Annotated in this window: 19 protein-coding genes; 4 read left to right on the top strand and 15 right to left on the bottom strand. The window is 67.1% G+C overall.

The features are described 5' to 3' along the window. Positions 1 to 225: 225 nt before the first annotated feature. Positions 226 to 705: a carboxymuconolactone decarboxylase family protein gene (locus tag HLG70_RS06995; RefSeq protein WP_171662456.1), complete on the top strand. Its 480-nt coding sequence runs from the start codon at positions 226 to 228 to the stop codon at positions 703 to 705. A 31-nt stretch (positions 706 to 736) separates the two neighbouring features. Here the strand turns inward: HLG70_RS06995 and HLG70_RS06990 are convergent, their stop codons facing one another. Then, positions 737 to 2,161, bottom strand: a complete 1,425-nt coding sequence (locus HLG70_RS06990) for a PLP-dependent aminotransferase family protein (protein WP_171662457.1) — start codon at positions 2,159 to 2,161, stop codon at positions 737 to 739. Between the two features lie 127 nt (positions 2,162 to 2,288). Here HLG70_RS06990 and HLG70_RS06985 point away from each other — a divergent pair, with 127 nt between their 5' ends. From HLG70_RS06985 to HLG70_RS06975, 3 genes are all read left to right on the top strand, one after another. Then, positions 2,289 to 2,735: a GNAT family N-acetyltransferase gene (locus HLG70_RS06985; RefSeq protein WP_171662458.1), complete on the top strand. Its 447-nt coding sequence runs from the start codon at positions 2,289 to 2,291 to the stop codon at positions 2,733 to 2,735. Positions 2,736 to 2,743: 8 nt separating this feature from the next. Further along, a complete protein-coding gene (locus tag HLG70_RS06980; RefSeq protein ID WP_171662459.1) occupies positions 2,744 to 3,388 on the top strand; it encodes an FMN-dependent NADH-azoreductase in 645 nt (214 codons plus the stop codon). A gap of 370 nt (positions 3,389 to 3,758) precedes the next feature. Next, complete coding sequence (locus HLG70_RS06975; RefSeq protein WP_171662460.1) at positions 3,759 to 4,247, top strand: hypothetical protein; 489 nt, start codon at positions 3,759 to 3,761, stop codon at positions 4,245 to 4,247. Positions 4,248 to 4,265: 18 nt separating this feature from the next. Here the strand turns inward: HLG70_RS06975 and HLG70_RS06970 are convergent, their stop codons facing one another. The 14 genes from HLG70_RS06970 to HLG70_RS06905 form a co-directional block, all read right to left on the bottom strand. After that, positions 4,266 to 5,405 (bottom strand): BamA/TamA family outer membrane protein, encoded by a 1,140-nt coding sequence (locus HLG70_RS06970; protein WP_171662461.1) that lies wholly within the window; start codon positions 5,403 to 5,405, stop codon positions 4,266 to 4,268. A 44-nt stretch (positions 5,406 to 5,449) separates the two neighbouring features. After that, on the bottom strand, positions 5,450 to 8,005 hold the full coding sequence (locus HLG70_RS06965; protein WP_419144809.1) for a fused MFS/spermidine synthase: 2,556 nt from the start codon (positions 8,003 to 8,005) through the stop codon (positions 5,450 to 5,452). 93 nt (positions 8,006 to 8,098) lie between these two features. After that, positions 8,099 to 9,736: an arylsulfatase gene (locus HLG70_RS06960; protein ID WP_171662463.1), complete on the bottom strand. Its 1,638-nt coding sequence runs from the start codon at positions 9,734 to 9,736 to the stop codon at positions 8,099 to 8,101. Positions 9,737 to 9,797: 61 nt separating this feature from the next. Next, the gene (locus tag HLG70_RS06955) at positions 9,798 to 10,814 is read right to left on the bottom strand and encodes an HAD family hydrolase (protein WP_171662464.1); all 1,017 of its coding nucleotides are present in this window, start codon (positions 10,812 to 10,814) and stop codon (positions 9,798 to 9,800) included. Continuing rightward, positions 10,811 to 12,199: a BatD family protein gene (locus tag HLG70_RS06950; protein WP_171662465.1), complete on the bottom strand. Its 1,389-nt coding sequence runs from the start codon at positions 12,197 to 12,199 to the stop codon at positions 10,811 to 10,813. The genes HLG70_RS06955 and HLG70_RS06950 overlap by 4 nt, the downstream gene beginning before the upstream one ends. Beyond that, a complete protein-coding gene (locus HLG70_RS06945) occupies positions 12,196 to 13,794 on the bottom strand; it encodes a VWA domain-containing protein (protein ID WP_171662466.1) in 1,599 nt (532 codons plus the stop codon). Before HLG70_RS06945 ends, HLG70_RS06950 begins: the two co-directional genes overlap by 4 nt. Next, positions 13,779 to 14,810 carry a vWA domain-containing protein gene (locus tag HLG70_RS06940; protein WP_171662467.1) on the bottom strand — a complete coding sequence of 344 codons (1,032 nt, stop codon included), beginning with the start codon at positions 14,808 to 14,810 and terminating at the stop codon, positions 13,779 to 13,781. The genes HLG70_RS06945 and HLG70_RS06940 overlap by 16 nt, the downstream gene beginning before the upstream one ends. Further along, on the bottom strand, positions 14,797 to 15,297 hold the full coding sequence (locus HLG70_RS06935) for a DUF4381 domain-containing protein (RefSeq protein WP_171662468.1): 501 nt from the start codon (positions 15,295 to 15,297) through the stop codon (positions 14,797 to 14,799). Before HLG70_RS06935 ends, HLG70_RS06940 begins: the two co-directional genes overlap by 14 nt. Further along, entirely contained in the window at positions 15,294 to 16,253 is a 960-nt protein-coding gene (locus HLG70_RS06930) for a DUF58 domain-containing protein (RefSeq protein ID WP_171662469.1), read from the bottom strand. Before HLG70_RS06930 ends, HLG70_RS06935 begins: the two co-directional genes overlap by 4 nt. A gap of 7 nt (positions 16,254 to 16,260) precedes the next feature. Continuing rightward, positions 16,261 to 17,232, bottom strand: a complete 972-nt coding sequence (locus HLG70_RS06925) for an AAA family ATPase (RefSeq protein WP_171662655.1) — start codon at positions 17,230 to 17,232, stop codon at positions 16,261 to 16,263. Between the two features lie 52 nt (positions 17,233 to 17,284). After that, complete coding sequence (locus HLG70_RS06920; protein ID WP_171662470.1) at positions 17,285 to 18,448, bottom strand: formylglycine-generating enzyme family protein; 1,164 nt, start codon at positions 18,446 to 18,448, stop codon at positions 17,285 to 17,287. A gap of 80 nt (positions 18,449 to 18,528) precedes the next feature. Next, positions 18,529 to 19,509 (bottom strand): SphA family protein, encoded by a 981-nt coding sequence (locus HLG70_RS06915; RefSeq protein ID WP_171662656.1) that lies wholly within the window; start codon positions 19,507 to 19,509, stop codon positions 18,529 to 18,531. Positions 19,510 to 19,559: 50 nt separating this feature from the next. Then, positions 19,560 to 20,225, bottom strand: a complete 666-nt coding sequence (locus tag HLG70_RS06910; RefSeq protein WP_234102964.1) for a hypothetical protein — start codon at positions 20,223 to 20,225, stop codon at positions 19,560 to 19,562. A 421-nt stretch (positions 20,226 to 20,646) separates the two neighbouring features. Beyond that, entirely contained in the window at positions 20,647 to 22,224 is a 1,578-nt protein-coding gene (locus tag HLG70_RS06905; RefSeq protein WP_171662471.1) for a TerC family protein, read from the bottom strand. Positions 22,225 to 22,538 lie beyond the last annotated feature (314 nt).

Raw genomic sequence — 22,538 nt, 5'->3', positions numbered from 1 at the left:
CGTGGCAGGCGGGGCGCGGAATCTCAGGCCCTTGTTCCAAGCTTATAGCCGGGCCGCGCCGGGGATTCAATCGGGTCAATGACAAAATCCTGCCCGCCCGCCACCGGCCAACCCGTCCATCATGGCCCATACGAAAAGTCCATCTATGGCACTTTTGGCGTGAGCCAATCGGCCGCATGCTGCACGCTCGTCATTTCCTAAACAACACGTCAGAAAGGCATGTCCATGAGCCAGCGATTGAATTATTTCCAGGTGTCGGAAGCCCTGTCCAAGAAGTATCTCGACTACAGCATGGCGCTGAAGAAAGTCCCCGTGATCCAGGAACTGGGCGCCCTGGTCGATATCCGCGCATCGCAAATCAACGGCTGCGGCTTCTGCCTGGACATGCACGTCAAGGAGGCCAGGATCCATGGCGAACGTGAACTGCGCCTGCATCACGTCGCCATCTGGCGCGAATCGCCCCTGTTTTCCCCGCGCGAGCGCGCCGCGCTGGAATGGACCGAGGCGCTGACCACGCTGTCGCCGCAGGGCGTGCCGGATGCCGTCTATGAATCGGTGCGCGCCCAGCTGTCGGAAAGCGAGCTCTCCGACCTGACCTTCCTGGTCGTCGGCATCAATGGCTGGAACCGGCTGAACGTGGCGTTCCGCACCGTGCCGGGGTCGGCCGACAAGGCCTACGGCCTGGACAAGGCCGGCCTGAACTGAGCCGGCTCCTCCAGCCAGGTTGGCGTGGGCTTTACATCAGCCGCAGGATCCGCGCCGCCAATTGCTCGGCCTGTTCGGCGGATGCGATGTTCGTGAAGCTCATCAGCAGGCCGGACTGCGCGTCCGGCGCGGCGGACCAGTGCGACAAGGCGTGCGCATACAGGCCGTTGGCGAGCATGCGCGCCGCCAGCGGCCTATCGGTCTGATGGCCGTCCATGCGCGCCACCAGATGCATGCCGCCCGGCTGCGGTTCGATATGCAGGTGCGAGCCCAGCACCGCGGACAGGCCCGCCGCCGTGGCGTCGCGGCGGCTGCTGTAGAGGCGGCGCATGCGCTGGATGTGGCGGCCAAAATGCCCCTCGTTGATGAAGGACGCGAGTATCCCCTGTGTCAGCGCGGGAGCGCCGCCCGCCAGCAGCATGCAGAGGCGCTCGAAGCGCGGCGCCTGTTCCTCGGGCACCACCAGATAGGCCAGCCGCAAGCCGGGGAACAGCACCTTGCTGAAGGTGCCCGCATACAGCACCCGGCCCTGCCGGTCCAGGCTCTTCAAGGCCGGCAACGGCCGGCTGACGTAGCGGTACTCGCCGTCATAGTCGTCTTCGACGATCCACGCGTTGCTGCGCTCGGCCCAGTCCAGCAGCGCCTGCCGGCGGGGCAGCGACAGCGACAGGCACAGCGGGCTCTGGTGAGCGGGCGTGACCACCGCCGCGCGGGCGCGGGGTTCGGCCGCGATGCCGGATTCCACCACCATGCCTTCTGCGTCCACCCGTAGCGGCACGGCCTGCATGCCGGCCTGCGCCAGCAGCGCGCGCGTGGGCGGATAGCCCGGATCTTCCACCCAGACCGAGTCGCCCGGCTTGAACAGCGCCTGCAGGATGAGCTGCATGGTGTTGTTGTAGCCCGAGGTAATGAACACCTGCGACGGCGTGCATTGGATGCCGCGCGCCACCTGCAGGTAAGCCGCCGTGGCCGTCCGTAACGCCAGCAGGCCCGCGGGCTCGGGATACGCCAGGTCCGGCGGCTGCATGCCGCGCAGATGGCGCGCGCCCAGCCGCGCCCAGATCTTGCGGGGAAAGGCATCCAGCGCGGGCAGCCCCATCTGGAAAGGCAGCGGCGCATCCGGGCGCGGCCAGGCCACATCCGGCTTTTCGACGGACCTGGGCGCGGACGGGGGAGCCGCCAGGGCCTGCGGCTGCAGGTAAGGGGCGACGATGGTGCCGGCCTGTCCGCGCGGCTGTATGTAACCTTCGGCGGCCAGCAGCGAATAGGCAACCTCGATGGTGCCGCGCGCCACCCCCACGTCTTTGGCCAGTGCGCGCGCCGACGGAATGCGGTCGCCCGGCTTGAGGGTGCCTTCGGCGATGGCGCCGCGAAAGCGTTCGTACACCTGGCGGTATAGCGGTTCGTCGCTGGCATCGGAAAGGGTCAGCAGACCCTCGGGGCGGGCAGGAATCATGGCATAGTCCGGAACAGCATTCTTGGCCCTTCAAATTATGGCATGTGCTTTCTAAGATGCGTACTGACAATGGGGCGGAACATTCGCAGCCGCCCCGCCCTCAGGCGTTGATCCAATGACCACATCCATGACAGAAACGGCCCTGCGCCATATAGAGACTCCGGAAGAACTGCGCGCCTGCCTGCCGCTGATGCGCGAACTGCGTCCCCATCTGGAGCACGAGGAGGACTTCATCGAGCGTATCGGCCGCATGCGGCAGGAGCGCTACCGCTTGCTGGCCGCGATGCACGGCGGCGAGGTGGTCGCGCTGGCCGGCTACCGGTTCCAGGAAAACCTGGTCTACGGCCGCTTCCTGTATGTGGACGACCTGGTGGTGGCCAGCGGCCGCCGCGGCGAACGCTGGGGAGCCAAGCTGTTGGACCACCTGGACGGCGTCGCCCACGACAGCCAATGCGCGCGGCTGGTGCTGGACACCGGCCTGTCCAACGCCCTGGCCCAGCGCTTTTATTTCCGGTTTGGCCTGCTCACCAGCGCCATCCGATTCTGCAAGACCGCGGGAGCCCCGAAAGCATGAACCATCGCATGAACATTTTGCACATTACCTGCAGCCCGAGGGGCCGCGCATCCGAAAGCTATCGTTTGTCGCAACGACTGGTGGACCGCCTGGCCGCATCCGCCGGCGGCCCGGACGCCCAGGTGACCGAAATCGACGCCACTGCCCTGCCCCACGTTGACCAGGATTACGCCGCCGCCCTGAGCGCGCGGGCGGATCCTGCCGGAGAGATCCTGGGCCGCGGCGCGCTGCGCCAGTCCGGCGAGCTGATCGAAAGCCTGCAAAGCGCCAGCCACATCGTGATTGCGACGCCCATGCACAACTTCACGGTGCCCGCGTCGTTGAAGGTCTGGATCGACCATGTGGTGCGGGTACGCAGCACATTCCAGATCACGCCCGAAGGCAAGGTGGGCACACTGGCGGATCGCCCCGTCTATGTGGCGATCTCTTCCGGCGGCGAGTTCTCGGGCGACGCCGCGCGTCAGCCCGACTTCCTGACGCCCTATCTGAAGCACGTGCTGGGGACGATAGGGTTGCGGGACGTGACGTTCTTTTCGGTGCAGGGCACGGCGCGCGGCGAAGAAGCGCTCGAGGCCGCGCGCGCCCAGGCCGAGGCCGAGATCGCGGCGCATGTGTTCGCGCCGAGCGAGCGTGAGGGACTGTTGACGGCCTGATGCGAGTTCAGGTGGCCCCCCTCGGGCAGCAAGCACGCGAGGCGTGCGCGGCGTGGGGGGCCATTTTGCCGCCGGGCCGCCCCAAGGCAAAAAGCGCCCCCCTCGGGGGGGCAGCAAGCACGCGTAGCGTGCGCGGCGTGGGGGGCCTTTCCCTATCGTTGCTGGTATACCAGTGCGGGGGCTGACTACGTTCAATCGCACCGAGCAAGCATCACCAGCCTCCATGCCAAGGCTCCCCGCGCCTCTTTTCAATTAATCGGGCCGCATTGACACCGCGGAATCCGGGGCACTACGCTAGCCCGCAAACCCAACCTGTCATACAGACTACGGAGTATTCCCCGATCCGGATTTTTGGTGTTGGAGGCGTGCCATGACACTGCATAGACCGCGCTTGTTCGCCGCCGCTGTTTTCGCCTTCATCACTCTGTCCACGTCCAATGCCGACGCGGCCTGCAGCGACAAGAAGATCGTCGCCATGGCGAAGGACGGCCAGTCGGTCAAATCGATTGCCAAGTCCTGCAATATGCCGGTGGCGAAGGTGCGGGAAGTCACTGCCGGAACCAGCGAGGAACCGCCAAAGCCCAAGAGCCAGGCGCAGGCCTCGCCCCAAGCTCAAGCACAGGCTCAGACGCAGCCCCAAGCCAAGGCAAAACCCAAGCCCGCTCCCACTCCCGAGCCCGAACCCGTCAAGGGCCTGCCTTCGGGCGCGGGACTGGCACGCTGCGACTGCAAGGGCTCGGTGCCCTATGGCAACAGGGAGCCCGAGCTGCGCTGCCAGAGCGGCGTGTCGATCGCCACGCCCTGCCCGGGATATTGCTCGCCGTTCGGCATAGCGCCGTGGCGGCGGATATGCAGTTAAGCGCGTTGGCGGCGCAACCTAGCGCCATGCGCTGCCCACCTGGATATAGAACGCATTCTGGTCTTTGCTGTGTGCGATATCGATGCCAACCGTCAAGCCCAGCTTTCGCGCGATCAGATAACGAAAGCCCGTTCCTACGCTTACGACATTGTCGGCCTCCCCGAACGACCTCCAGCGTCCATAAGCCTTGCCTACACCGCTGAAACCGAGGATCGACCAGCGTGGCGTTACGTTCCAGCGCAACTCCATTTCCGTGGCCAGCGCGGTCCTGTCCTGGTAGCGTCCGCGGGACACGCCGCGCAGATCGACATACGGCTGCGCGTAGAACGGCACGGACCCGCTGGTGGTTTGTCCGTCCAGCCGCAGGCCTAGTGTCCATTTCGGATTCAGCGGCAGCCAGGTGTAGCCGACCGCACGGTAGTTCTCGAACGACTTGGAGCTGCCCAGCCAGTTCCGGGCAAACTGGGCCTCCAGCTCGGCATAGCTGCCTTTGGTCGGATAGAACATGTTGTCGCGATTGTCGTAGTCGACAACGAGCCCGAGCTTGCCGACGCTGAGCGACTGGTCCTTGATGCCCAGCTCGGTGGCGGCGGCGCCCGTAAAGGTCGTATCCGATTTGAAATAGGTATAGCGCGGTCCGATGTACCAGCGGGAATCGCCGACCTTGGCGAGCAGTTGCTGAACCAGGAATGTGCCCTTGAGTTCGTAGCTTCGTCCCTGGTTGAGCAAGCCGTAGTACTCCAGATTCATCCGGCCTTGCGCCAAGGCGCCGATGTACCGATAGCGGTCCTGGTCCCAGGTGTGAAAATGAAAAAGACCGGCGCCACGCGAGCCGTTCTCCGTCCCCATGGCGGCCACGCCCGTGATATTTGGCGGAGTCAAAGGACCGCCAGCTTCCCTGGACTTTTGCCCGGCCTCCGCCAGCGATTCGGAAAAGTGCAGCAGCATCAGCCCCCCGCCATAGCCCACCGCTGGCTCGGTGATGACCATTGGAACCGGCAGTACGCCCTTGCGATGCAGGAGGAAATCGCTCATGTCAAAGGCGCCATCCTCCGGATCGGTGAATGACGCCGGCTGCGCCTGGATGTCGGCCGCGCCCATTGCCACCATCATGCCCAACGCCCCGATCAACCGACGTACATCGTGCCGAATGAGCATGCTGCATGGTTCCTGTCGAGATCCCGAACTGATATGTGGCCGAGTCAACGACCACTGCCCGCCATGAACCACCTGTAGTACGCGTTGTCGCCATCGTTCCTGGCGAGCTTGTTCAGTTCCCTGCCCCAGGTCTCGCGGTCGCCCGCATACGCGGCCAACGATGCGCGATAAAAGGTATCCAGCCGCGCGCGCTCCAGGTCCATCTCCGCCAGCAAGGCGTCCGACGCACCGCGCAAGGGAGGTTCGCTGCGCAGCGCGAGCATGCGCGGCAGCACCCGGGTGATTTCCCGCGGACGCACCCAGGTGGCGTACTCGATGCCGGGACGGTCGTCCGTCACCGCCGGCGTGTCGCCGGCAAAGCGGGCCAGGCCGGCGCGGTCGGTGACCCAGGTCGACAGCAATGCGCCTGCCGACGAGATGCCCACCGCCTTGAGCGCCGCCGCGGTATCGGGCTGGCCGTAGCGCGCCTCGATTTTCGCGGCGTCCAGTTCCAGGGGTTGCAGCGAGCCTACCAGCAGCATCTCGTGCAATTCGCTGGTCCACAGCTGCGCGTGCGGGAAGACGTCGATGAAGCTGGCGACCAGAGCGCGGGTGTCTTCTATGTTCTGAGTGGGCAGCGGCAGCCATTGGGCCACGATGCCATGCGGCGCCAGCCTCCCGGCGGCCAGCGCGTAGAAGTCGCGCGAGTAAAGATTGACCACGCCGGCGGCGGACGGAGGCGGCGGCTCCAGCGTGATCAGGTCCCAGCGCTCGTCGCTGGCCTGCAAGGCGCGCCGGCCATCCTGCACGCGCTTTTCCAGCCCTGGGTCGGCGATGGCCTGATATGTGCCCTGGAAGCGGGATCCGGCGCGCAGCACCGCGGGCAGCAGTTCGGCCACCACGCGCTTTTCCAGCGGCCGGTACTGGGACAGCGCGCCGGCGGTGATGCCGGTGCCATAGCCCACCACCAGCGCCGAGCGGGGTTCGCCGTTGTGGACGATGAGCGGCAGCAGTGCCTGCAGCCGCATATAGCGCAGCGAGGGCATGGCGTCGCCGGAATTGGATACGCCCTGAATATAGAGGCGCCGGAACCGGTTGCCGTTGCCTGCCGGTTCCACCACGGCGACCGTGCCGCCATGGCTTTCTTCGTAGAACACGAGGCCGGCGCCGCTGGCGCCGGGCAAGAGGCGCGCGAACTGGTCCGCCGGTATCGTGACGGCCACGGCCAGCGTCGCCAGGCCGACCAGGCCCGTGACCCAGCCGGTCGTGGCCGCGGCCGGCCCGGCCTGCCGCCCGCGCCACGCCGCCGCCGCGCCCACCAGGGCGGCAAGCACCGCCAGGACGCCCAGGCTGCGCACGAGTCCCAGCGCGGGCACCAGCACAAAGCCCGTCAGCAAGGTGCCGGCGATGCCGCCCAGGGTGTTGCAGGCCAGCACCGCGCCGGCGTCGCGACCTACCCGCTGGTCGCCCGCCGCGATGCGCAGCACCGCGGGAAACGCCGCGCCCAGCAAGAGCGTCGGCGCCAGCACGAAGCCGGCCGCCGCCACGGCGAAACGGGCGCACATGCCGGCGAATGCGCTGCCGGTCCATTGAAGAATCGCGGCTTCCGCATAGGTCTGCGCGACGATCAGCCATTTGCCCAGCACCGCGACTTCCAGGACGGCGATCAGTCCGGCCCCGGCGATCAGCCCGCCAAACACGGCCCAGGGATTGCGCACCCGGTGCGCAACGCGCGAATACAGCGCCGCGCCGATCGCCAGCCCCATCAGGTAGGTGGCCAGCACGATGGCAAAGGCAAAGGCCCGCGTGCTCATGAAGGGCACGACCATTTGCGACCAGATCACTTCATAGCCCAGCGCGATGCCGCCCGCCACGGCGTACAGCGCCACGGCCAGGCGGGCTTCGCCGGACAGCGGATGCCCGGCAGCCGTGTCCGCCAAGGCCGGCACGGCGGGTTCGCCCGTCTTGCGTTCCAGCGCCCACGCGCCCGCGGCGGCCAGCAGGTTCAGGCAGGCCGCGGCCAGCGCCGCGCCCTGCACGCCGAAGCGCGGGATCAGGAAAAAGGCGGGCAGCAAGGCGCCCAGGATCGCGCCGCAGGTATTGGCGGCGTACAGGGCGCCGCCCCGGCGGCTTGCGGCGGCGTCCTGCCGGTTGACCGCCCGCAGCAGCACCGGCAAGGTGCCGCCCATCAGAAAAGAAGGAATGGCCAGCAGCACGCCGACCAGCAGCCAGGCGGCCACGCCGCTGCGCGCCTCGACCGCGACGAACGGCGCCGCGCTCTGCGCCAGCGCCCAGGTCACGGCCACGCAGGACACCGCGACCGCCACTTCCAGCAAGGCGTAGAACCGCAGCGGCCGACGCAGGCGGTCCGCCTGCCGGCCCAGCACCCAGCCGCCCAGCGCCAGGCCCAGGAAGAACGCGCCGACCGCCCCGGCGATCGCGCTGACCTCCACGCCGACCACCAGCGACAACTGCTTGATCCACAGCACCTGAAAGACCAGCGCCGCCGCTCCCGACAGGAACAGCAGGGCCGCCGGCCGCGTCGTCGTCAAGGGTCGCGCGCCGTTTTGAGCTTGCCGCGCGTCCGGGACTTTCATTGCCGCCACTTCACCTGCCCCCATGCCCATTACGCCGTTCCTCTAGCGTGTTGCCGGGCGGCGCAAGGCGCGCCGCCCGGGTCCGGCCTGGCGCCTGCCCGGCGCCAGGATCACTCGTCACTTCGCTTTCTGCTTCTCGAGTTCCTTGAAATGCGCCTCGATCGACTTGTGCACCTGCTCCTGCACCTGGTCCACGCTGAAGCTGGCGGGACGCTGGCTCGGCGGATAGGTCACGAAGGTCTGCAGGAATTCGGAAGCCTTCAATGTGCCGATCTCGGTCAGATACGCATTCTTCGCCAGCCAATCGTTGTATTGATCGGAGGTGATGTCGGCGCGTTCATAGGGATCCATGCGCAGGTTGAAGATCTTCGGGACGCGCAGGCAGACAAAGGGGTCTTGCCAGATATTGAAGTTGCCCGGCGCCCGTTGCTCGCAAAACACCGCTTTCCAGTCATCCCACCGCATGCCGACGAGCAGCCCGTCGTCGTTGAAGTAGAAGAACTCGTTGCGTGCGCTCTTGTCCTGCTTGCCCGTCAGGTAGGGCAATTGGTTGTAGCCGTCCAGATGCACCTTGAACTTGGTGCCGCCGGCTTGCGGCGCCCAGCCGTCCAGGAGACGTTCCTTGACGGTTTCGTCGCCGGTGGCCGCCAGCAGCGTCGGGAACCAGTCCAGGCCGGAGACCATGCCCCGCTTGATTTCCCCCGCGGGGATCTTGCCGGGCCAGCGGACCATGGCCGGCACGCGGAACGCGCCTTCCCAGTTCGAGTTCTTTTCGCTGCGGAAGGGAGTCGTTGCCGCGTCGGGCCATGAGAACTGGTTAGGTCCGTTGTCCGTGGTGTAGATGACGATGGTGTTGTCGGCGATGCCCATGTCGTCCAGCTTCTTCAGCAGCTTGCCCACGTCCTGGTCATGCTCCCACATGCCATCGGCGTAATCGTTGCCCGGCATGCCGCTCTTGCCGCGATGTTCCGGCCGCACGTGCGTGTAGATGTGCATGCGCGTGGTGTTCATCCACACGAAGAACGGGTTGTCGCCCTTGCCGTGCTTGTCGATGTAGTCGATCGCCGCGCCCACGGTCTCGTCGTCGATGGTCTCCATGCGCTTGGTGGTGAGCGCGCCGGTATCCTGCACCTTGCCATCGGCCGTGGCCTTGATCACGCCGCGCGGAGAAAAGTTCTTCACGAAGGGATCGTTGGGATCCTTGGGCCAGTATGGACGCTCGGGTTCCTCTTCCGCGTTCAGGTGATAGAGGTTGCCGAAGAACTCGTCGAAGCCGTGGTGCGTCGGCAGGTATTCGTCCTTGTCGCCCAGGTGGTTCTTGCCGAACTGGGCAGTGGTGTAGCCCTTGGACTTCAAGGCCTCGGCAATGGTGATGTCGCCCTTTTGCAGGCCGACCGGGGCGCCGGGAGCGCCCACCTTGGACAGGCCCGTGCGCAGCGGCGACTGGCCGGTGATGAAGGACGAGCGGCCCGCCGTGCAGCTGTTCTCGGCGTAATAGTCCGTGAACATCACCCCTTCCCTGGCGATCCGGTCGATGTTGGGCGTGGTGTAGCCCACCACCCCCTTGCCATAGGCGCTGATATTGGTCTGGCCGATGTCATCGCCAAAGATCACCAGGATGTTCGGCTTCTTGCCGGAAGCCTCCGCCTGGCCCTGCTTGGGCGGCGGGGCCTGGGTCTGCGCATGCGCGCTCCCCAGGGCCGCCAGGCCCGTCACGGCGAAAAGCGCCGCGCTCAACAGTTTTCTTGCGTTCATCGCTTTATCTCCCTGCCCTTGCGGACAAAAAACACTCACGCAAACGTATCACTGCATGCACCTATTGCGTTTCAAATGCGAAAACCCGTTTCCACTCCTTTGCCATATCCACGATTACCCAACCTTTCTGCGTAGCCTCGTCCAAGGCCTTGTCCAGGCGCCCTATCTTGGACTCGCGGTCGTAAGCCCATTCGCGCCTGGCATCCGTGTGGTGCACCAGGCCGGCGAAGCGCTTGCCGCTGCCCGCCGTCGTCCACTGCAGCATCTGCAGGTCGCCATCCGAGTTGCCGAACGCGAAGATGGGCTGGCGGCCGATGAACTTGTTGATGGAAACGGGCTTGCCCGGGCCGTCGTCGTTGTAGTCCAGCTTGGGCGTGCGCATCAGCACCGGCTTGCCGTCCTGCATCTTGAATTCGGTGACGAAGGTGGTGCCTATCACCTGTTCGGGCGGAATGCCATAGGCGTCCTGCGCCCAGGCGCGCATGAACTCGACCTCGCCGCCCGACACGATGTAGGTCTTGAAGCCGTTGCCGCGCAGGTAGTCCAGCAGTTCGCGCATCGGCGCGTAGATCAGGCTGGTGTAGGGCTGCTTGTAGCGGGGGTGCGTGGCGGTCTTCACCCATTGCCTGACCTCTTCAGTGAAGGCCTGGGTGGTCATGTTGGTGTGCGTGACGCCCACGATCTTCAAGAGACCTTCGGTGCCGGCCGCCGCCAGGGCCTGGCGGTCGCCCTCGATCGCGGCCTTGTAGGGCTGTTCCTGCGCCCATTCCGGATGCCGGGGCGCCATCACCTTGATCTGGTCCAGCGCGAATATCAGCTGGAAGTACAGCGGCTGCTCGCTCCACAGCGTGCCGTCATTGTCGAAAACGGCAATGCGGTCGGACGGCGCGACATAGTCCGGGCCGCCCTCCTTCGTCACCGCCTCGACGAACGCCAGGATGGCCTGGCGTGACGGCCCGTCGTTCCAGGACGGCAGCGGCGTCTGCGCGCCCGCCACGCTGGCCAGCATCATGAGGATCATGACGGCGAACCAGCGCTGGACGCGCAGCAGCGGCGTATGGAGGAATGACACGTTCATTGCCGATCTCCTGAAGGCATGGAAGGACCACGGACATCCGGTGTTCGCGGATTCAAGGGAAGCAGGCGGTGTGGGCGGACCGGCGCGACGGCCCGACGGAAGGCACGCCGCCATTGCGGAAAAGACTGCCGCAGCGTGCGGAATCCTTGCGTGGTGTCCGGCCTGGGGCCATAGCACTCGCGCAGGGCTTCCGCGCCCGCCTGCCGCAAGGCAGGGCGAAGCCCGTCGGTCGCCTGCGCCAGCGACACGGCGCGGCGGCTGCGGCGCAGCCACAGGTAAAGGGCGTCCAGCCGCTTGTTCGGGTGAGCCAGCTCCCGGCGCAGCGCCAACGCGGCATGACGTTCCGACGCCAGCCAGCGCTGGCGCCGGGCGGCCCGGCGGGCCTGCAGCCAGGTCCAGATCCGGCGCCACCACGGCGCGCCCAGCCAGGCGATCAGCGCCGCCGCGACCGCCACCGCGGCCAGCGCCAGCCAGCCGCCCGGAATGCGCACCTGCACCTGGCGGCCCATGTCCCGGAGGTCCTGCTCCACCGAGAACGGCGCCTGGTAGGCCGCGCCGGCCCGGGCCTCGAAGCGTTGCGCCGGCAGGACCAGATGCTCTTCCTTGCTGGTCGCGACGTTCCACCAGCGGATGTCGATGGCGGGCAATTCGTAGGCGCCTGGGCGTTCCACCACGTAATCCACGCGGTCCACGCGCTGTCCGCCCAGGAAGACGCCGCGGCTGTCGGACAGCTGCGTCAGAACGGGTTCGGAGGGATATGGCTTCAGGCCCGGCACCGCAGGCGTCGCGGGCGGCGGGATCAGCATGGCTTGTGCGCCCTGGGCCTGCAGGGTGATGACGCGGCTGACATGGTCGCCAACGGCGGGCGGCTGGGCGGAATACTGCATTTCCTGCGTGGCCTGAACCGAGGTCGCGGCCAGCACATGGCCGGTCGTGGCGCCGGGCGGCCCGGCCGCGCGGACCTCCAGCGGCCGGGTCTGCGCGGTGAGCGGCGAGGCGGACTGCCCGACCTGGGCGCTGACCTTGATCGCGGGAATGCGCAAGGCGCCAGCCGCCGCCGGGCTCAGCAGATAGGCAAACCGCAGGCCGTTGTACGCCACGCCGTCTATCGTCGCGCGGATGATCGTGGCCTGGCCGGACGGCCCGGAGACCAGCGCGCCGGGAATATCCAGGGCAGGCAATACGGGCGGCTGGGTGAACCATGTAGAGGTCAGCACGTCGATCTGCAAGGTGGCGGTGGCGCCCACCATCAGGTCGCCGGGGGACGCCATGCGCGCCTCCACCTTCAGCTGCGGGCCGGGATCCGCGGTTTGCGCGGCGGCCGACGCGGCGGACAATGCCAGCAGCAGCCATATCCAGCGCAGCAAGGCGGTCAGTGCGTTCATGGGCGCGCTCCCGCCGGCGGAGCGGCCGCCTTCCTGGCGTCTTCGATCGCGAACTTCTGCTTCAGGAAGCCGCCCGGCGACAGACTCAGGTTGCGCAGCCACACATCGTCGGACGCGGCCTGCGCGACAGGCACCTGCATCATCTTGCCTGCGCCCTTCTTGTTGTCGAAGCTGACGTCGTCGGGCTCTTGCTGGTCGTCGTCCTCCTGCTCGCTTTCGATCGCCGCTTGCAGCCTGGCCACCAGATCCCGGTTGAACCGCGCCTCGGGAAAGTCGGCGCGCAGGCGCAGCGCCTGGTCATAGGCCGCGAGCGAGGCGTCGTAGCTGCGCAGCCGGGCCTGCGTGTTGCCCAGATAGAAGTAGCCCTCGGGCGTGTCCAGCCGCGCAAAGGCGGCCAGCGCCGTCCGGTAGTCGCCCGCGTCGTAGGCGGCGCGTCCCTTCCAGTACGGATCCTGGAACCGCGCCGCGGCGTCCGCGAAGCGTTTGTGCTCATAGGCCCAGCGGCCTTGCTGGTCCGGAGTGAAGAACGCATTGGCCAGTGGACCCGCATTTGCCGCCGGCGGATAGATGCCCGTGACCCAGGCCAGCAGCAGGCCGGCCATCCAGTTCACGTTCCAGCCGCGCCGCAGCCCCAGCAAGGCCAGCAGGGCCAGCGGCCAGCAAAGCCAGTACCCGGCGTCCCTCCAGTTCAAGGGCTGGTCCTTGTCCTGCACTTCCCGGAAGTGGCGCTGCGCATGCAGGGTGACCCAGTCCAGGTCATCGTCGTTCACGCTCAGGCTGCCCAGCGGCGCGCGCGCCGCTTGGGCCAGCTGCTTCAATCCGTCGGCGTCGAAGGCGCCCAGCAGCGGCTTGCCCTGGGCGTCCACTCGAGGTTGGCCGCGGGCATCGCGCAACACGCCGCCATCGGCGGCTCCAGCCGCCCACACCAGGATCTGGAAGGCATTGCGCTTGGCCAGTTGTTCGATGTCGGGGAACTGGCGCGCATCGGCGCCATCCGTCGCCAGCAGCAGCGTGCCGCCGGCCGCGCTGCCCTCCAGGACGGTCGCCGCCAGCGCGATCGCGCCCGCGGCATCCTTGCCCGGGCTGGCGATCAGGTCCGTGGACAGCGCCTGGATGAACATGTCCAGCAAGGCGGGATCGTCCGTGGGCGGCAGCACCAGGTGCGCCGACCCCGCATAAGCGATCAGGCCGGTCTTGGCCCCGGCGCGCCGCGCCAGCAGATCGTGCAGCTTGTGCTTGACGGCGCCCAGGCGGCTGGGCGGGATATCCGTGGCGTCCATCGAAGGCGACAGGTCCACGGCCACGATCAGCGGCGCCTGGTTGTCCAGAAAGGCGGGACGGTCCTGCTGCCATGTCGGCCCCGCCGCCGCGATACCGCCCACGGCCAGCAATGCCGCCAGCGCGTGGACGGGACGCGGTCCCCGGCTGCCCTGGGCGTCCACAATCAGATAGGGCAGCAGCGCCGGCGCAATGCTGCTGCGCCATCCCAAGCGGCCGCCCTCCGCCCGCCGCAGCCATAGCAGCAGCGCCGCCAGCGCAATCGCCAGCAGCCACCAGGGGCGCAGGAAGTGAAAGGCGCTCAGGTCGATTTCCATGCGCCCTCCTTGCTTGCCGCCCCGGGGCTTTGCGGCGCGTCCCGGCCGCCGCCCCTCCGCCCGCGCAGGGCTGCGGCCAGGTGCCAGGCCGCCAGCAACAACAAGGCCGCGCCCAGTGGCACCCAGAAGAAATCCTGCCGGGGCTGATGCCGCAGTTCGCGCACCTCATGCGGCGTGATCTGGTCCAGCGTGGCGTAGACCTGCCGCAGCGAGGTCTGGTCCTGCGCCGAGAAAAAGCGTCCGCCCGTCTTGCTCGCGATCTGGCGCAAGGTCTCGAAATCGACTTTCTCTTCGCCTTGCGCCTGGGGGTCGCCAATGCCGATGGTATGGATGACGATGTGGCGCGCGGCCGCCATCGCGGCGGCGCGGTCCGGCGGCACGGCGCTGCCGGTATCGTTGCCGTCCGTCAGCAGAATCAGGACCTTGTCGCGTTCCGCCGCATGCTCGAATTGCTTGACCGCCACGCCGATCGCATCGCCGATGGCCGTGTTGGGCCCCGCCATGCGGGTGCTCACCTGGCCCAGCAGCAGGTTCAGGGCGGCGTGGTCCTGCGTCAGCGGCGCCTGCGGATAGGCGGCGGTTCCGAACACGATCAAACCCAGGCGATCGTCCTTGCGGCGGGCGATGAAGTCCGATACCACCGCCTTGACGCCCGTGAGCCGGTCCTCGTGCTTGCCCGAGGGATCGACGAAATCCTCGGTCTCCATGGATTGGGAGATGTCGAGCGCGAGCAGCAGATCGCGCACGGGCTGGCGGTGTTCCAGCGGCGGCTCGACGCGTTCCGGACGGGCCAGCGCCAGCACCAGCAGCAGCCACACCAAAGCGTTGAGCGCCATCTGCCCGCGGTCCCGGCGCACGCCGGGACGCTGCGGCGACTGCCCCGCGGCGCGCGCCACGGACTCGAAAAAGGGAATGCGCAACGCGCCCCGGCGCTGCACATAGGGTGGCAGATAGCGGTACGCCAGCCAGCCCAGCGGCAGCAGCGCCAAGAGCCAGGGATACTCAAGCCGCCACATGATGCCGCTCCATCCATTGCCGGCTTGCGGCGAACAGCTGCTGCATGCGCTCCGGCGCGATGGTCCGGACCGTCTCCGGCGGCGCATAGGCCAGCGCGTGCAACAGGGCATCGGCATCGGCGGGGAACTCGCCGCCCGTGCGCGCCATCCAGTCTGCCCATTCCGGCCCCATCAGCGCGCCCACCCTGGTCCGCTCAGCCCCATCCACGGCGGACAGGCCGACGCGCTTGAGCAGGCTGGGCAAGTCCCGCGCGGCCAGCGGATCGGACTGGGCGGCCACGCGAATGGCCTCCAGTCGGCGCAATCCTTCACGGCGGTAGCGGTTGCGCCGGTGGCGCCGCACGATGCGCCACGCGGCCCAGCCGGCCACGACCGCCACCACGGCCAGCAAGGCCAGCCAGCCCCAGGTCTGAGGCCAGTAGCTCACCGGCTCGGGCAGCGGCAGCTGCCGCAGCTGGTCTACCGAGGGCAAGGCGTCGGTGCTCATCGGCTGCCCCCTGCTCCAGGCGTCGCGGCCTGGCGTCCCAACTCGCGGCGCACCTGCGCCACGGTGTCGTCCGCCGTGTCGATGGAAAGCAGCGGCACGCGGCTGCGGCGCAGCAGCTGTGCCACGTCATGCAGGCGCCCCGCGAAGAAATCCGCCAGCGGCTGGCGCACTTGCCGCCGGTCCGCCATCAGCTCCACCTGCAGCTCTCCCTGCGTCACGACCAGCCTGCCTTGCAGCGGCAGGCGCAGCGCCAGCGGGTCATACACCAGCGTGGCGATCACGTCGTTGTGCGCGGCCACCGTGCGCAAGAGGCGCAAGGTCTTGTCGTCGGCGCCCGCGAAATCGCTGATCAGGCAGATCAGGCAATCATGCGGCGCATGGGCCAGCGCGCCTTCCAGCGCTTCGTTCAGGCGTCCCGAGGCGTCCAGGTCGGGCTGGTCCGCGCTCATGGACTGGTTGCGCCGGGCGATGGCGGCGAACAGCGCCTGGATACGTTCGCGGCTGCGCAAGGGGCGCACGCTGTCCAGGCCGGCGTCACTGAACACCAGGCCGCCGACCCGGTCGCCCGCCAGGAACGCCATCCAGGCGGACAGCGCGGCCACGCGCGCCGCCACCACCGACTTGAAGCTGCGGACCGAACCGAAGTACATCCCCATCCGCTGATCGACCACCACCAGCACCGGGCGGTCGCGCTCTTCGCTGTAGGTGCGGACATAGGGCTTGCCCAGTCTTTGCGAGGCGCGCCAGTCCAGCTGCCGCAGATCATCGCCGGGCAGATAACGGCGCAGTTCCTCGAAGTCCAGGCCGCGTCCGCGCAGGCGCGAACCATGCTGGCCAGCCAGGATGCTATTGACGGGCTGGCGGCTGGAGAACCGCAGGCCGCGCGCGGCCGGCTCGAGCGCCATCAGGTCCGCGATGCGGACATGGACCTCGGAAGCAGGCGTGACGGCGGGCATCGCGACCTCAGACCGGGACGGCGACCGCGTCGAGCAGTTTGTCGATGACCTGATCTGCGTGGATGCCGTCGGCGACCGCGTCATAGCTCAGGTGCAGGCGGTGCCGCAGCACCGGTTTGGCCGAAATGCGCACGTCGTCGGGCGAGGCGTAGTCCAGCCCCGCCAGCCAGGCGTGGGCGCGCGCCACCTTATCCAGCGCGATCGCGCCGCGCGGACTCGCGCCCACCTGGATCCAGCGCGCCAGGTCGGCGTCGCAGGCGGCGGGATGGCGGGTGGCGTTGACCAGATCGACCAGATAGCGGTCCAGCGCCGGCGACACATGCACGCGATTGATCTCGTCGCGGCAGGCGAACAGGGTCTCCTGCGTCAGGCGGACCTCGGCGGGCGCGGCATCCTGCCGCGACTCGCCGCGCAGGAGCGCCAGCATGCGCACCTCGCTGTCGGCATCCGGATAGTCCAGCACGATCTTCATGATGAAGCGGTCCATCTGCGCCTCGGGCAAGGGATAGGTGCCCTCTTGCTCGATCGGGTTCTGCGTGGCCAGCACCATGAAGAGCCCGGGCATGCGGTGCGTCGTGCCCGCCACCGTGATCTGGCGTTCCTCCATGGCCTCGAGCAGCGCGGCCTGCACCTTGGCCGGCGCGCGGTTGATCTCGTCGGCCAGTATCAGGTTGCCGAACAGCGGCCCCTGCTGGAACTGGATGCGGCTGTTTCCCTGCCCGTCCTGCTGCAGCACCTCGGCGCCGGTGATGTCCGACGGCAGAAGGTCGGGCGTGAACTGGATGCGGCTCATGTCCGCCGCCAGATGCGCGGCCAGGGCCTTGACGGTGCGGGTCTTGGCCAGGCCGGGCAGGCTTTCCAGCAGGACGTGGCCGTCCGCCAGCAGACCCAGCAGCACCTCGCGTATCACCCCATCCTGGCCCAGCACGGCCTGCGCCATGGCGCGTTCCAACTCGAGGATGCTGTCGCGGTTGACCATCGGCATTCCTTCTCCTGTGCGGCCGGCGCAAGCTTGCGCCCGCGGATGTGTGTCAGCGGCTGGCGACGCCGCTCTTGCTGTTCTGGGCAAGCTTCCATTGCTGGGTCGTCATCACCGTGCGGAAACCCAGGTGCGACATGCCGTTCATCGGGTCCGTGCCGCGCCGGGCGCTGGTGCGGTAGCTGATGCAATAGGTGTCGCTGCACAGGAACGAACCGCCGCGCGTCACGCGCTTGGGCGCGCCCGGCGGGACGATGCCGTCATCGGGGTCGAAGCTGTCGGCCGGCCCCGCCGGATCCGCCGGCGGACGGCGGTACTGCGCCTGGATCTTGAAGGCGTCGGCGCGATACCAGTCGGACGTCCATTGCCACACGTTGCCCGCCATGTCATACAGTCCGTAGCCGTTGGGCGAGAAGCTGCCCACCGGCATGGTGCCGACCTGCACCTTCTCGTCCTTCACGACCGGAAACGGCTGCTTCTGCTGGGTATCCCAGATGTTGGCCATGGCCTTGCCCTGCGGCAGCAGTTCTTCCCCCCAGGTGTAGGTGGCCTGCTCCAGGCCGCCACGCGCCGCCATTTCCCATTCGGTTTCGGTGGGCAGGCGCTTGCCGGCCCACTTGGCGTAGGCCTTCGCGTCTTCATAAGAGACCTGCACGACGGGATGGTCGTCCTTGCCGGCAATCGAGCTGCCCGGGCCTTGCGGATGCCGCCAGTTCGCGCCGGCCACATAGCGCCACCAGCGCGAGTAGTCGCGCAGGGAGACCTCGGACTCGGTGCCGACGAACACCATGGCGCCCGCCACCAGCAGCTTGTCGTCCGGGCGCGGCGTGCCTGGCGGCAGCTGCACCTGCAGGTCTTCCCACTTGGGCTTCTGTTCGGCGGTGGTGACGTAGCCCGTCGCTTCGACGAAGCGGCGGAACTGCGCATTCGTCACATCGTTCACGTCCATCCAGAAGCCGCTGACCGAGACCTTGTGCGCCGGCATTTCATTGGGTTGCGCCAGTTTGTGGCTGCTGCCCATCAGGAATTCGCGCCCCGGCACCCAGGCCATGCCCGGCGGTCCGCTCTTGCCGTCGCCCAGCACCACCTTGACCGGCTGAGGGCCGCCATCGTCGCCCAGAACCAGGTAGGCGGCGCTGGCGGCCACCCCTAGCGCCACCCCGCCCAGCAGCAATGCGCCGACCAGGCGCGCTTTGTGTCGTGCTTGTTTGGCCATGTCAGTCACCCGTTATCTAGCAAATCGAACAGACCGCTGCCCGGCGTTGCCCGCGCGGACAGCCCCAGGGGCATTCCAACTCAGAACACCAGCGTGGCGGTGCCCATGAACGTACTGTTGCTATCCAGGCGGTTGGTGCTGCTGATCGTGGGCACCCAGCGCAGGCTCAGCGAAAGCGAGCGCTTGTCCGCCAGTTTCCTGTCGTAGGTCACGATCGGGCCCAGCGCCCAGTCCCGCCCCTTGAAGCCATTGAGCCGATCGGCCGTGGGCCCCTTGTCGTCGCCCAGTTGCTGGATGGTGCCGAGGATCAGGCCTGCGGCGACGCCGTTGTCAAACGTCTTGCGCCCCATCACGTCCATGCTGAAGATGGGTGCGTTGCGGTAGTCGGTGGCGTTGTTGCGCGTGTAGAACTGCACACCCGCCACGGTGTCGAGCTGCATGCCGGAATCCGGAAAGATCTTGGTGTAGGCCACCTGCGGAATGAAAGTCCAGGTGTTCAGGCTGGGGTTGGCCATGTCGTTCGCGTTGTACTTGCCGGTGGGCGCCCAGATGTTCAGGCTGAGCGCCATGTGCGAGGTCTCGGAAAAATGGTAGCCGGCGATGATGGGCGAGAAATAGAGGTCGAACAGGTTGGACGCGGTGTCGCTATCGTCCACGGTCCGGCCGCCCGGCCCGGTCAGCCTGGAATCCACCTTGGTCCACACGTAAGGCAAGGTGAAGCTGGACGCGAAATTCCAGCTGCCCGTCCCGGTGTCCCAGGTCTTGAGCACCGTGGCCAGCGTGAACGCGACCTTCCCCTCCAGTCCCAGCGAAGTCCGGCTGCCCAAGGGGACCTCGCGGCTGCCGCCGATGTTGCCGTCCATGTAGATCTGCGCGAAGTTGACGGCCCAGATGGGTTCCGGGGAAACAATGCCCGCATTGGGCTGCACGTTCGTGCCCGTGATCTGGCGGCCCAGCGCGCCTTCGGTGGCCCAGGCCGCGCAAGGGGTGGCCAGCAGCGCCGCGGCCAGCCATGGGGCCAGTTGGTCGAGCCTGAAATTACGGAGCGCGTGTTTCGACATCATTGCTTCTCTCAACCCTGAATCTCTCAAGCCCAAAAGCGCCAGTGCGATCAATGGCCGAACGTAATGTTCAATCCGGCGAACAGCGTGAATTGCGGCAGGCCTTCGCCCTTGTGCGCGACCGTCCATTGCGGCTCGACGAATGCGTTGAATATGTTCTTGCCGACGCGCCAGGCCTTGCCCGCGCCCAGGCCCACGGGAATGTAGTAGTTGCTTCTCTGCAGATCGAAGGTCCAGATGCCCGTCGAGCGCAGATACCAGCCCTGCGGCAGGTTGCGGATCAGGAACGGCTGCAGCGTGGCGGTGTGCACGGTATCGCGCTGGCTCTGACCGGCAAAGGAGTGTTGCCACTCCACCAGCGCGCCGGAAATGCCTTCCTTGCTGGTGTGCATCGCGACGCCGGCCAGGCCCGCGGACCACTTTCCGGCGCCCAGTTCGCTGCTGGTGGCGGTCGGCATGGTCAGCATGGGCCCCACGCCCACGTCCACCGTGCCCTGGCTCAACAGGAAGATGTCGAACACATTGATGTCGCCCAGGCCGGTCTTGTAGCCGCCGTCGGCTTGCGGCCGGGTGCTGACGGGCGCGGTGAAGCGAAGAATCTGGGGCACGCCCACGATATCGCCCGGCGCGATCGGGACGGTCGGCCGCAGCAGAAAATCATTGGTGTGCGCGTTGCTGCCGAAAAGCGTCGGCGTGTAGTAATTCTGGAAATTCAAGGAGGCCGCCAGATTCAGCGGGTTATTGCTTTTGTTCGCGTCGTCCGCCGATTGCGCTTGAACGCCCACGGAAAAACATAGCGGCGCCCCAACTGCCAGCCACGCCGCGATCCCTTTCTTACCGATTCTCTTTACCGCAGACTTCATACCGCCCATGCGCTGCTCTCCTACAAGGAAAAACAAAATGCAAAGACTTGCCGTCGCGCCGAGATTTTTATTCGAGATTATTAATGCGATAAGGAAATTGAATACCTGCCGCAATCATCGCACACAGTGTTGCTTTGCCAAAGTGCTGGGTCAAGACGGATATTCCCGCTAAATTGCCTATGCTGCGGTCCCGATTTTCCCGTTTTCGCGTTGCAAAAAAACAGCGGAAATACCGGTTGGGTATTCCCGCTGTGAATTTTGTGCTTATCCCCGATTAATCGGACTGGACGACCTCCTGCCGGATCGGGCGCGCATGCACCTGATCGATGCGCAGCCCGTCGCGCCGGGTCACTTCAAAGCCCCAGTCGCGCAGCAGCACGGTGTCTCCCGCTTCCGGAATCCGGCCGCCGGCGCGCAGCAGGCAACCCGCCAGCGTGGCGTCGGGGTAGTCGTCGGCCAGCGCCGGCGCCTCCAGCAGGCGCGCCGCCTCGTCCACGGACAAGCGCCCCTCCAGCAGCCACGAGCCGTCCGACAGCCGCAAAGCCTCGGGCTGGTCTTCGCTGTGTTCGGGCAGATCGCCGGCCACCGCCGTCAGCACGTCCAGGGGCGTGACCAGCCCCTCGCAGACGCCATGCTCGTCCACGACGATCAGCATGTGGTCGCGCGAGGCCCGCAGTTCGTCCAGCACCTTCAGCACCGGTGTGGTCTCCATGACGTAGCGCGGCTCGCGCGCCAGTTCCACCAGGTCGATGGCGCCCGGGCTTTGCAGCAGCGGCAGCAGATCCTTGAAGTGCAGCACGCCCAGCACATTGCCGGGATCCCCCGCGCACAGCGGCAGGCGCGAATGGCCGGTGGCGAACTTGCGAACGATGATGTCCGGCGTGTCGGCCACGTCCAGCCACGTCATGTCGCCTCGCGGCACCATGATGGAACGCACGTCGCGACCGCCGACGGACAGTACACGCTCGATCATCGAGCTTTCCTCGGGCGCGAAGGCGGGTTCGTCGCCCGCGCCGTCGACCAGCGCCACCACATCGTCCACCTGCTGCCCCGGCTGGCCGGCGCGGCCGCCGCGCAACAGGCGCAGCACCGCTTGCGCCGTGCGCTGGCGGCGTCCCAGGGCATGGGTGCCGCGCGCACGGTTGCGGCGGGCGAGCTGGTTGCAAAGCTCGATCAGGATAGAGAAGCCGATGGCGGCGTACAGATAGCCCTTGGGCACATGGAAGCCCAGGCCTTCGGCCACCAGGCTGAAGCCGATCATCAGCAACAGGCCCAGGCACAGGATCACCACCGTGGGGTGGCGGCCCACGAAAGCCATCAGCGGACGGCTGGCCAGCATCATGACGGCCATCGCCAGCACCACGGCGATCATCATGATGCTCAGGTCCTGCACCATGCCCACGGCGGTGATGACGGAGTCCAGCGAGAACACCGCGTCCAGCACCACGATCTGCAGGATGACCTGCCAGAACACCGCATGCTGCGGTTTCTGGCCAGTGTCGTGGCTGGAACTGCCTTCGACGCGTTCATGCAGTTCCATCGTGCCCTTGAAGAGCAGGAACATGCCGCCCAGGATCAGGATCAGGTCGCGGCCGGAAATCTCGGCGCCCAGCACGGTGAACAGGGGCGCGGTCAGCGTCACCACCCAGGCAATGCTGGCCAGCAGGCCCAGGCGCATCACCAGCGCCAGCGTCAGGCCGATGAGGCGCGCGCGGTTGCGCTGGTCGGGCGGCAATTTGTCCGCCAGGATGGCGATGAACACCAGGTTGTCGATACCCAGCACAATCTCAAGCACGACCAGGGTCGCCAGGCCTAGCCAGGCGGTGGGGTCGGACATCCAATCGAAAATCATCAGGTTTCCACGGAAAACGTGAACGGGCGCGCAGGCGCACCGCGTAGGCAGGAAATGAATGCGTCGTGAGCAGGCGCAAAGCGCTGCGGGCGCGCGCGGGCCAGCCGGACGGCCGGCGGCGGAGCGCGGCAGCCCAGGCGCGGCGTGGCCGCGATGGCGCTGAGGGTAGCGGCGTGCAGGCGGACAGCCTTTGCCGCGGCAATACCGGGAGGGGGCATCGGGCGCCGGCGGGTTTGCGGCGCCCTGCTAGGAGGAGGGTCTTCGGTCATAGTTGGCGGATGGCTCCGGCTGCCGGGGCAGCTTTGGGTCGGAAT

The sequence above is a fragment of the Achromobacter deleyi genome (assembly GCF_013116765.2).
Lineage (GTDB): Bacteria > Pseudomonadota > Gammaproteobacteria > Burkholderiales > Burkholderiaceae_B > Achromobacter > Achromobacter deleyi_A.
The sequence above is the reverse complement of the archived record's forward strand: the minus strand, read 5'-3'. Positions and strand labels throughout refer to the sequence as shown.

Excerpts from the sequence above, each read along its gene's own strand:
- HLG70_RS06995 (WP_171662456.1), top strand. The coding sequence starts at position 226 with ATGAGCCAGCGATTGAATTATTTCCAGGTGTCGGAAGCCCTGTCCAAG.
- HLG70_RS06990 (WP_171662457.1), bottom strand. The coding sequence starts at position 2,161 with ATGATTCCTGCCCGCCCCGAGGGTCTGCTGACCCTTTCCGATGCCAGC.
- HLG70_RS06985 (WP_171662458.1), top strand. The coding sequence starts at position 2,289 with ATGACAGAAACGGCCCTGCGCCATATAGAGACTCCGGAAGAACTGCGC.
- HLG70_RS06980 (WP_171662459.1), top strand. The coding sequence starts at position 2,744 with ATGAACATTTTGCACATTACCTGCAGCCCGAGGGGCCGCGCATCCGAA.
- HLG70_RS06975 (WP_171662460.1), top strand. The coding sequence starts at position 3,759 with ATGACACTGCATAGACCGCGCTTGTTCGCCGCCGCTGTTTTCGCCTTC.
- HLG70_RS06970 (WP_171662461.1), bottom strand. The coding sequence starts at position 5,405 with ATGCTCATTCGGCACGATGTACGTCGGTTGATCGGGGCGTTGGGCATG.
- HLG70_RS06965 (WP_419144809.1), bottom strand. The coding sequence starts at position 8,005 with ATGGGGGCAGGTGAAGTGGCGGCAATGAAAGTCCCGGACGCGCGGCAA.
- HLG70_RS06960 (WP_171662463.1), bottom strand. The coding sequence starts at position 9,736 with ATGAACGCAAGAAAACTGTTGAGCGCGGCGCTTTTCGCCGTGACGGGC.
- HLG70_RS06955 (WP_171662464.1), bottom strand. The coding sequence starts at position 10,814 with ATGAACGTGTCATTCCTCCATACGCCGCTGCTGCGCGTCCAGCGCTGG.
- HLG70_RS06950 (WP_171662465.1), bottom strand. The coding sequence starts at position 12,199 with ATGAACGCACTGACCGCCTTGCTGCGCTGGATATGGCTGCTGCTGGCA.
- HLG70_RS06945 (WP_171662466.1), bottom strand. The coding sequence starts at position 13,794 with ATGGAAATCGACCTGAGCGCCTTTCACTTCCTGCGCCCCTGGTGGCTG.
- HLG70_RS06940 (WP_171662467.1), bottom strand. The coding sequence starts at position 14,810 with ATGTGGCGGCTTGAGTATCCCTGGCTCTTGGCGCTGCTGCCGCTGGGC.
- HLG70_RS06935 (WP_171662468.1), bottom strand. The coding sequence starts at position 15,297 with ATGAGCACCGACGCCTTGCCCTCGGTAGACCAGCTGCGGCAGCTGCCG.
- HLG70_RS06930 (WP_171662469.1), bottom strand. The coding sequence starts at position 16,253 with ATGCCCGCCGTCACGCCTGCTTCCGAGGTCCATGTCCGCATCGCGGAC.
- HLG70_RS06925 (WP_171662655.1), bottom strand. The coding sequence starts at position 17,232 with ATGGTCAACCGCGACAGCATCCTCGAGTTGGAACGCGCCATGGCGCAG.
- HLG70_RS06920 (WP_171662470.1), bottom strand. The coding sequence starts at position 18,448 with ATGGCCAAACAAGCACGACACAAAGCGCGCCTGGTCGGCGCATTGCTG.
- HLG70_RS06915 (WP_171662656.1), bottom strand. The coding sequence starts at position 19,509 with ATGTCGAAACACGCGCTCCGTAATTTCAGGCTCGACCAACTGGCCCCA.
- HLG70_RS06905 (WP_171662471.1), bottom strand. The coding sequence starts at position 22,224 with ATGATTTTCGATTGGATGTCCGACCCCACCGCCTGGCTAGGCCTGGCG.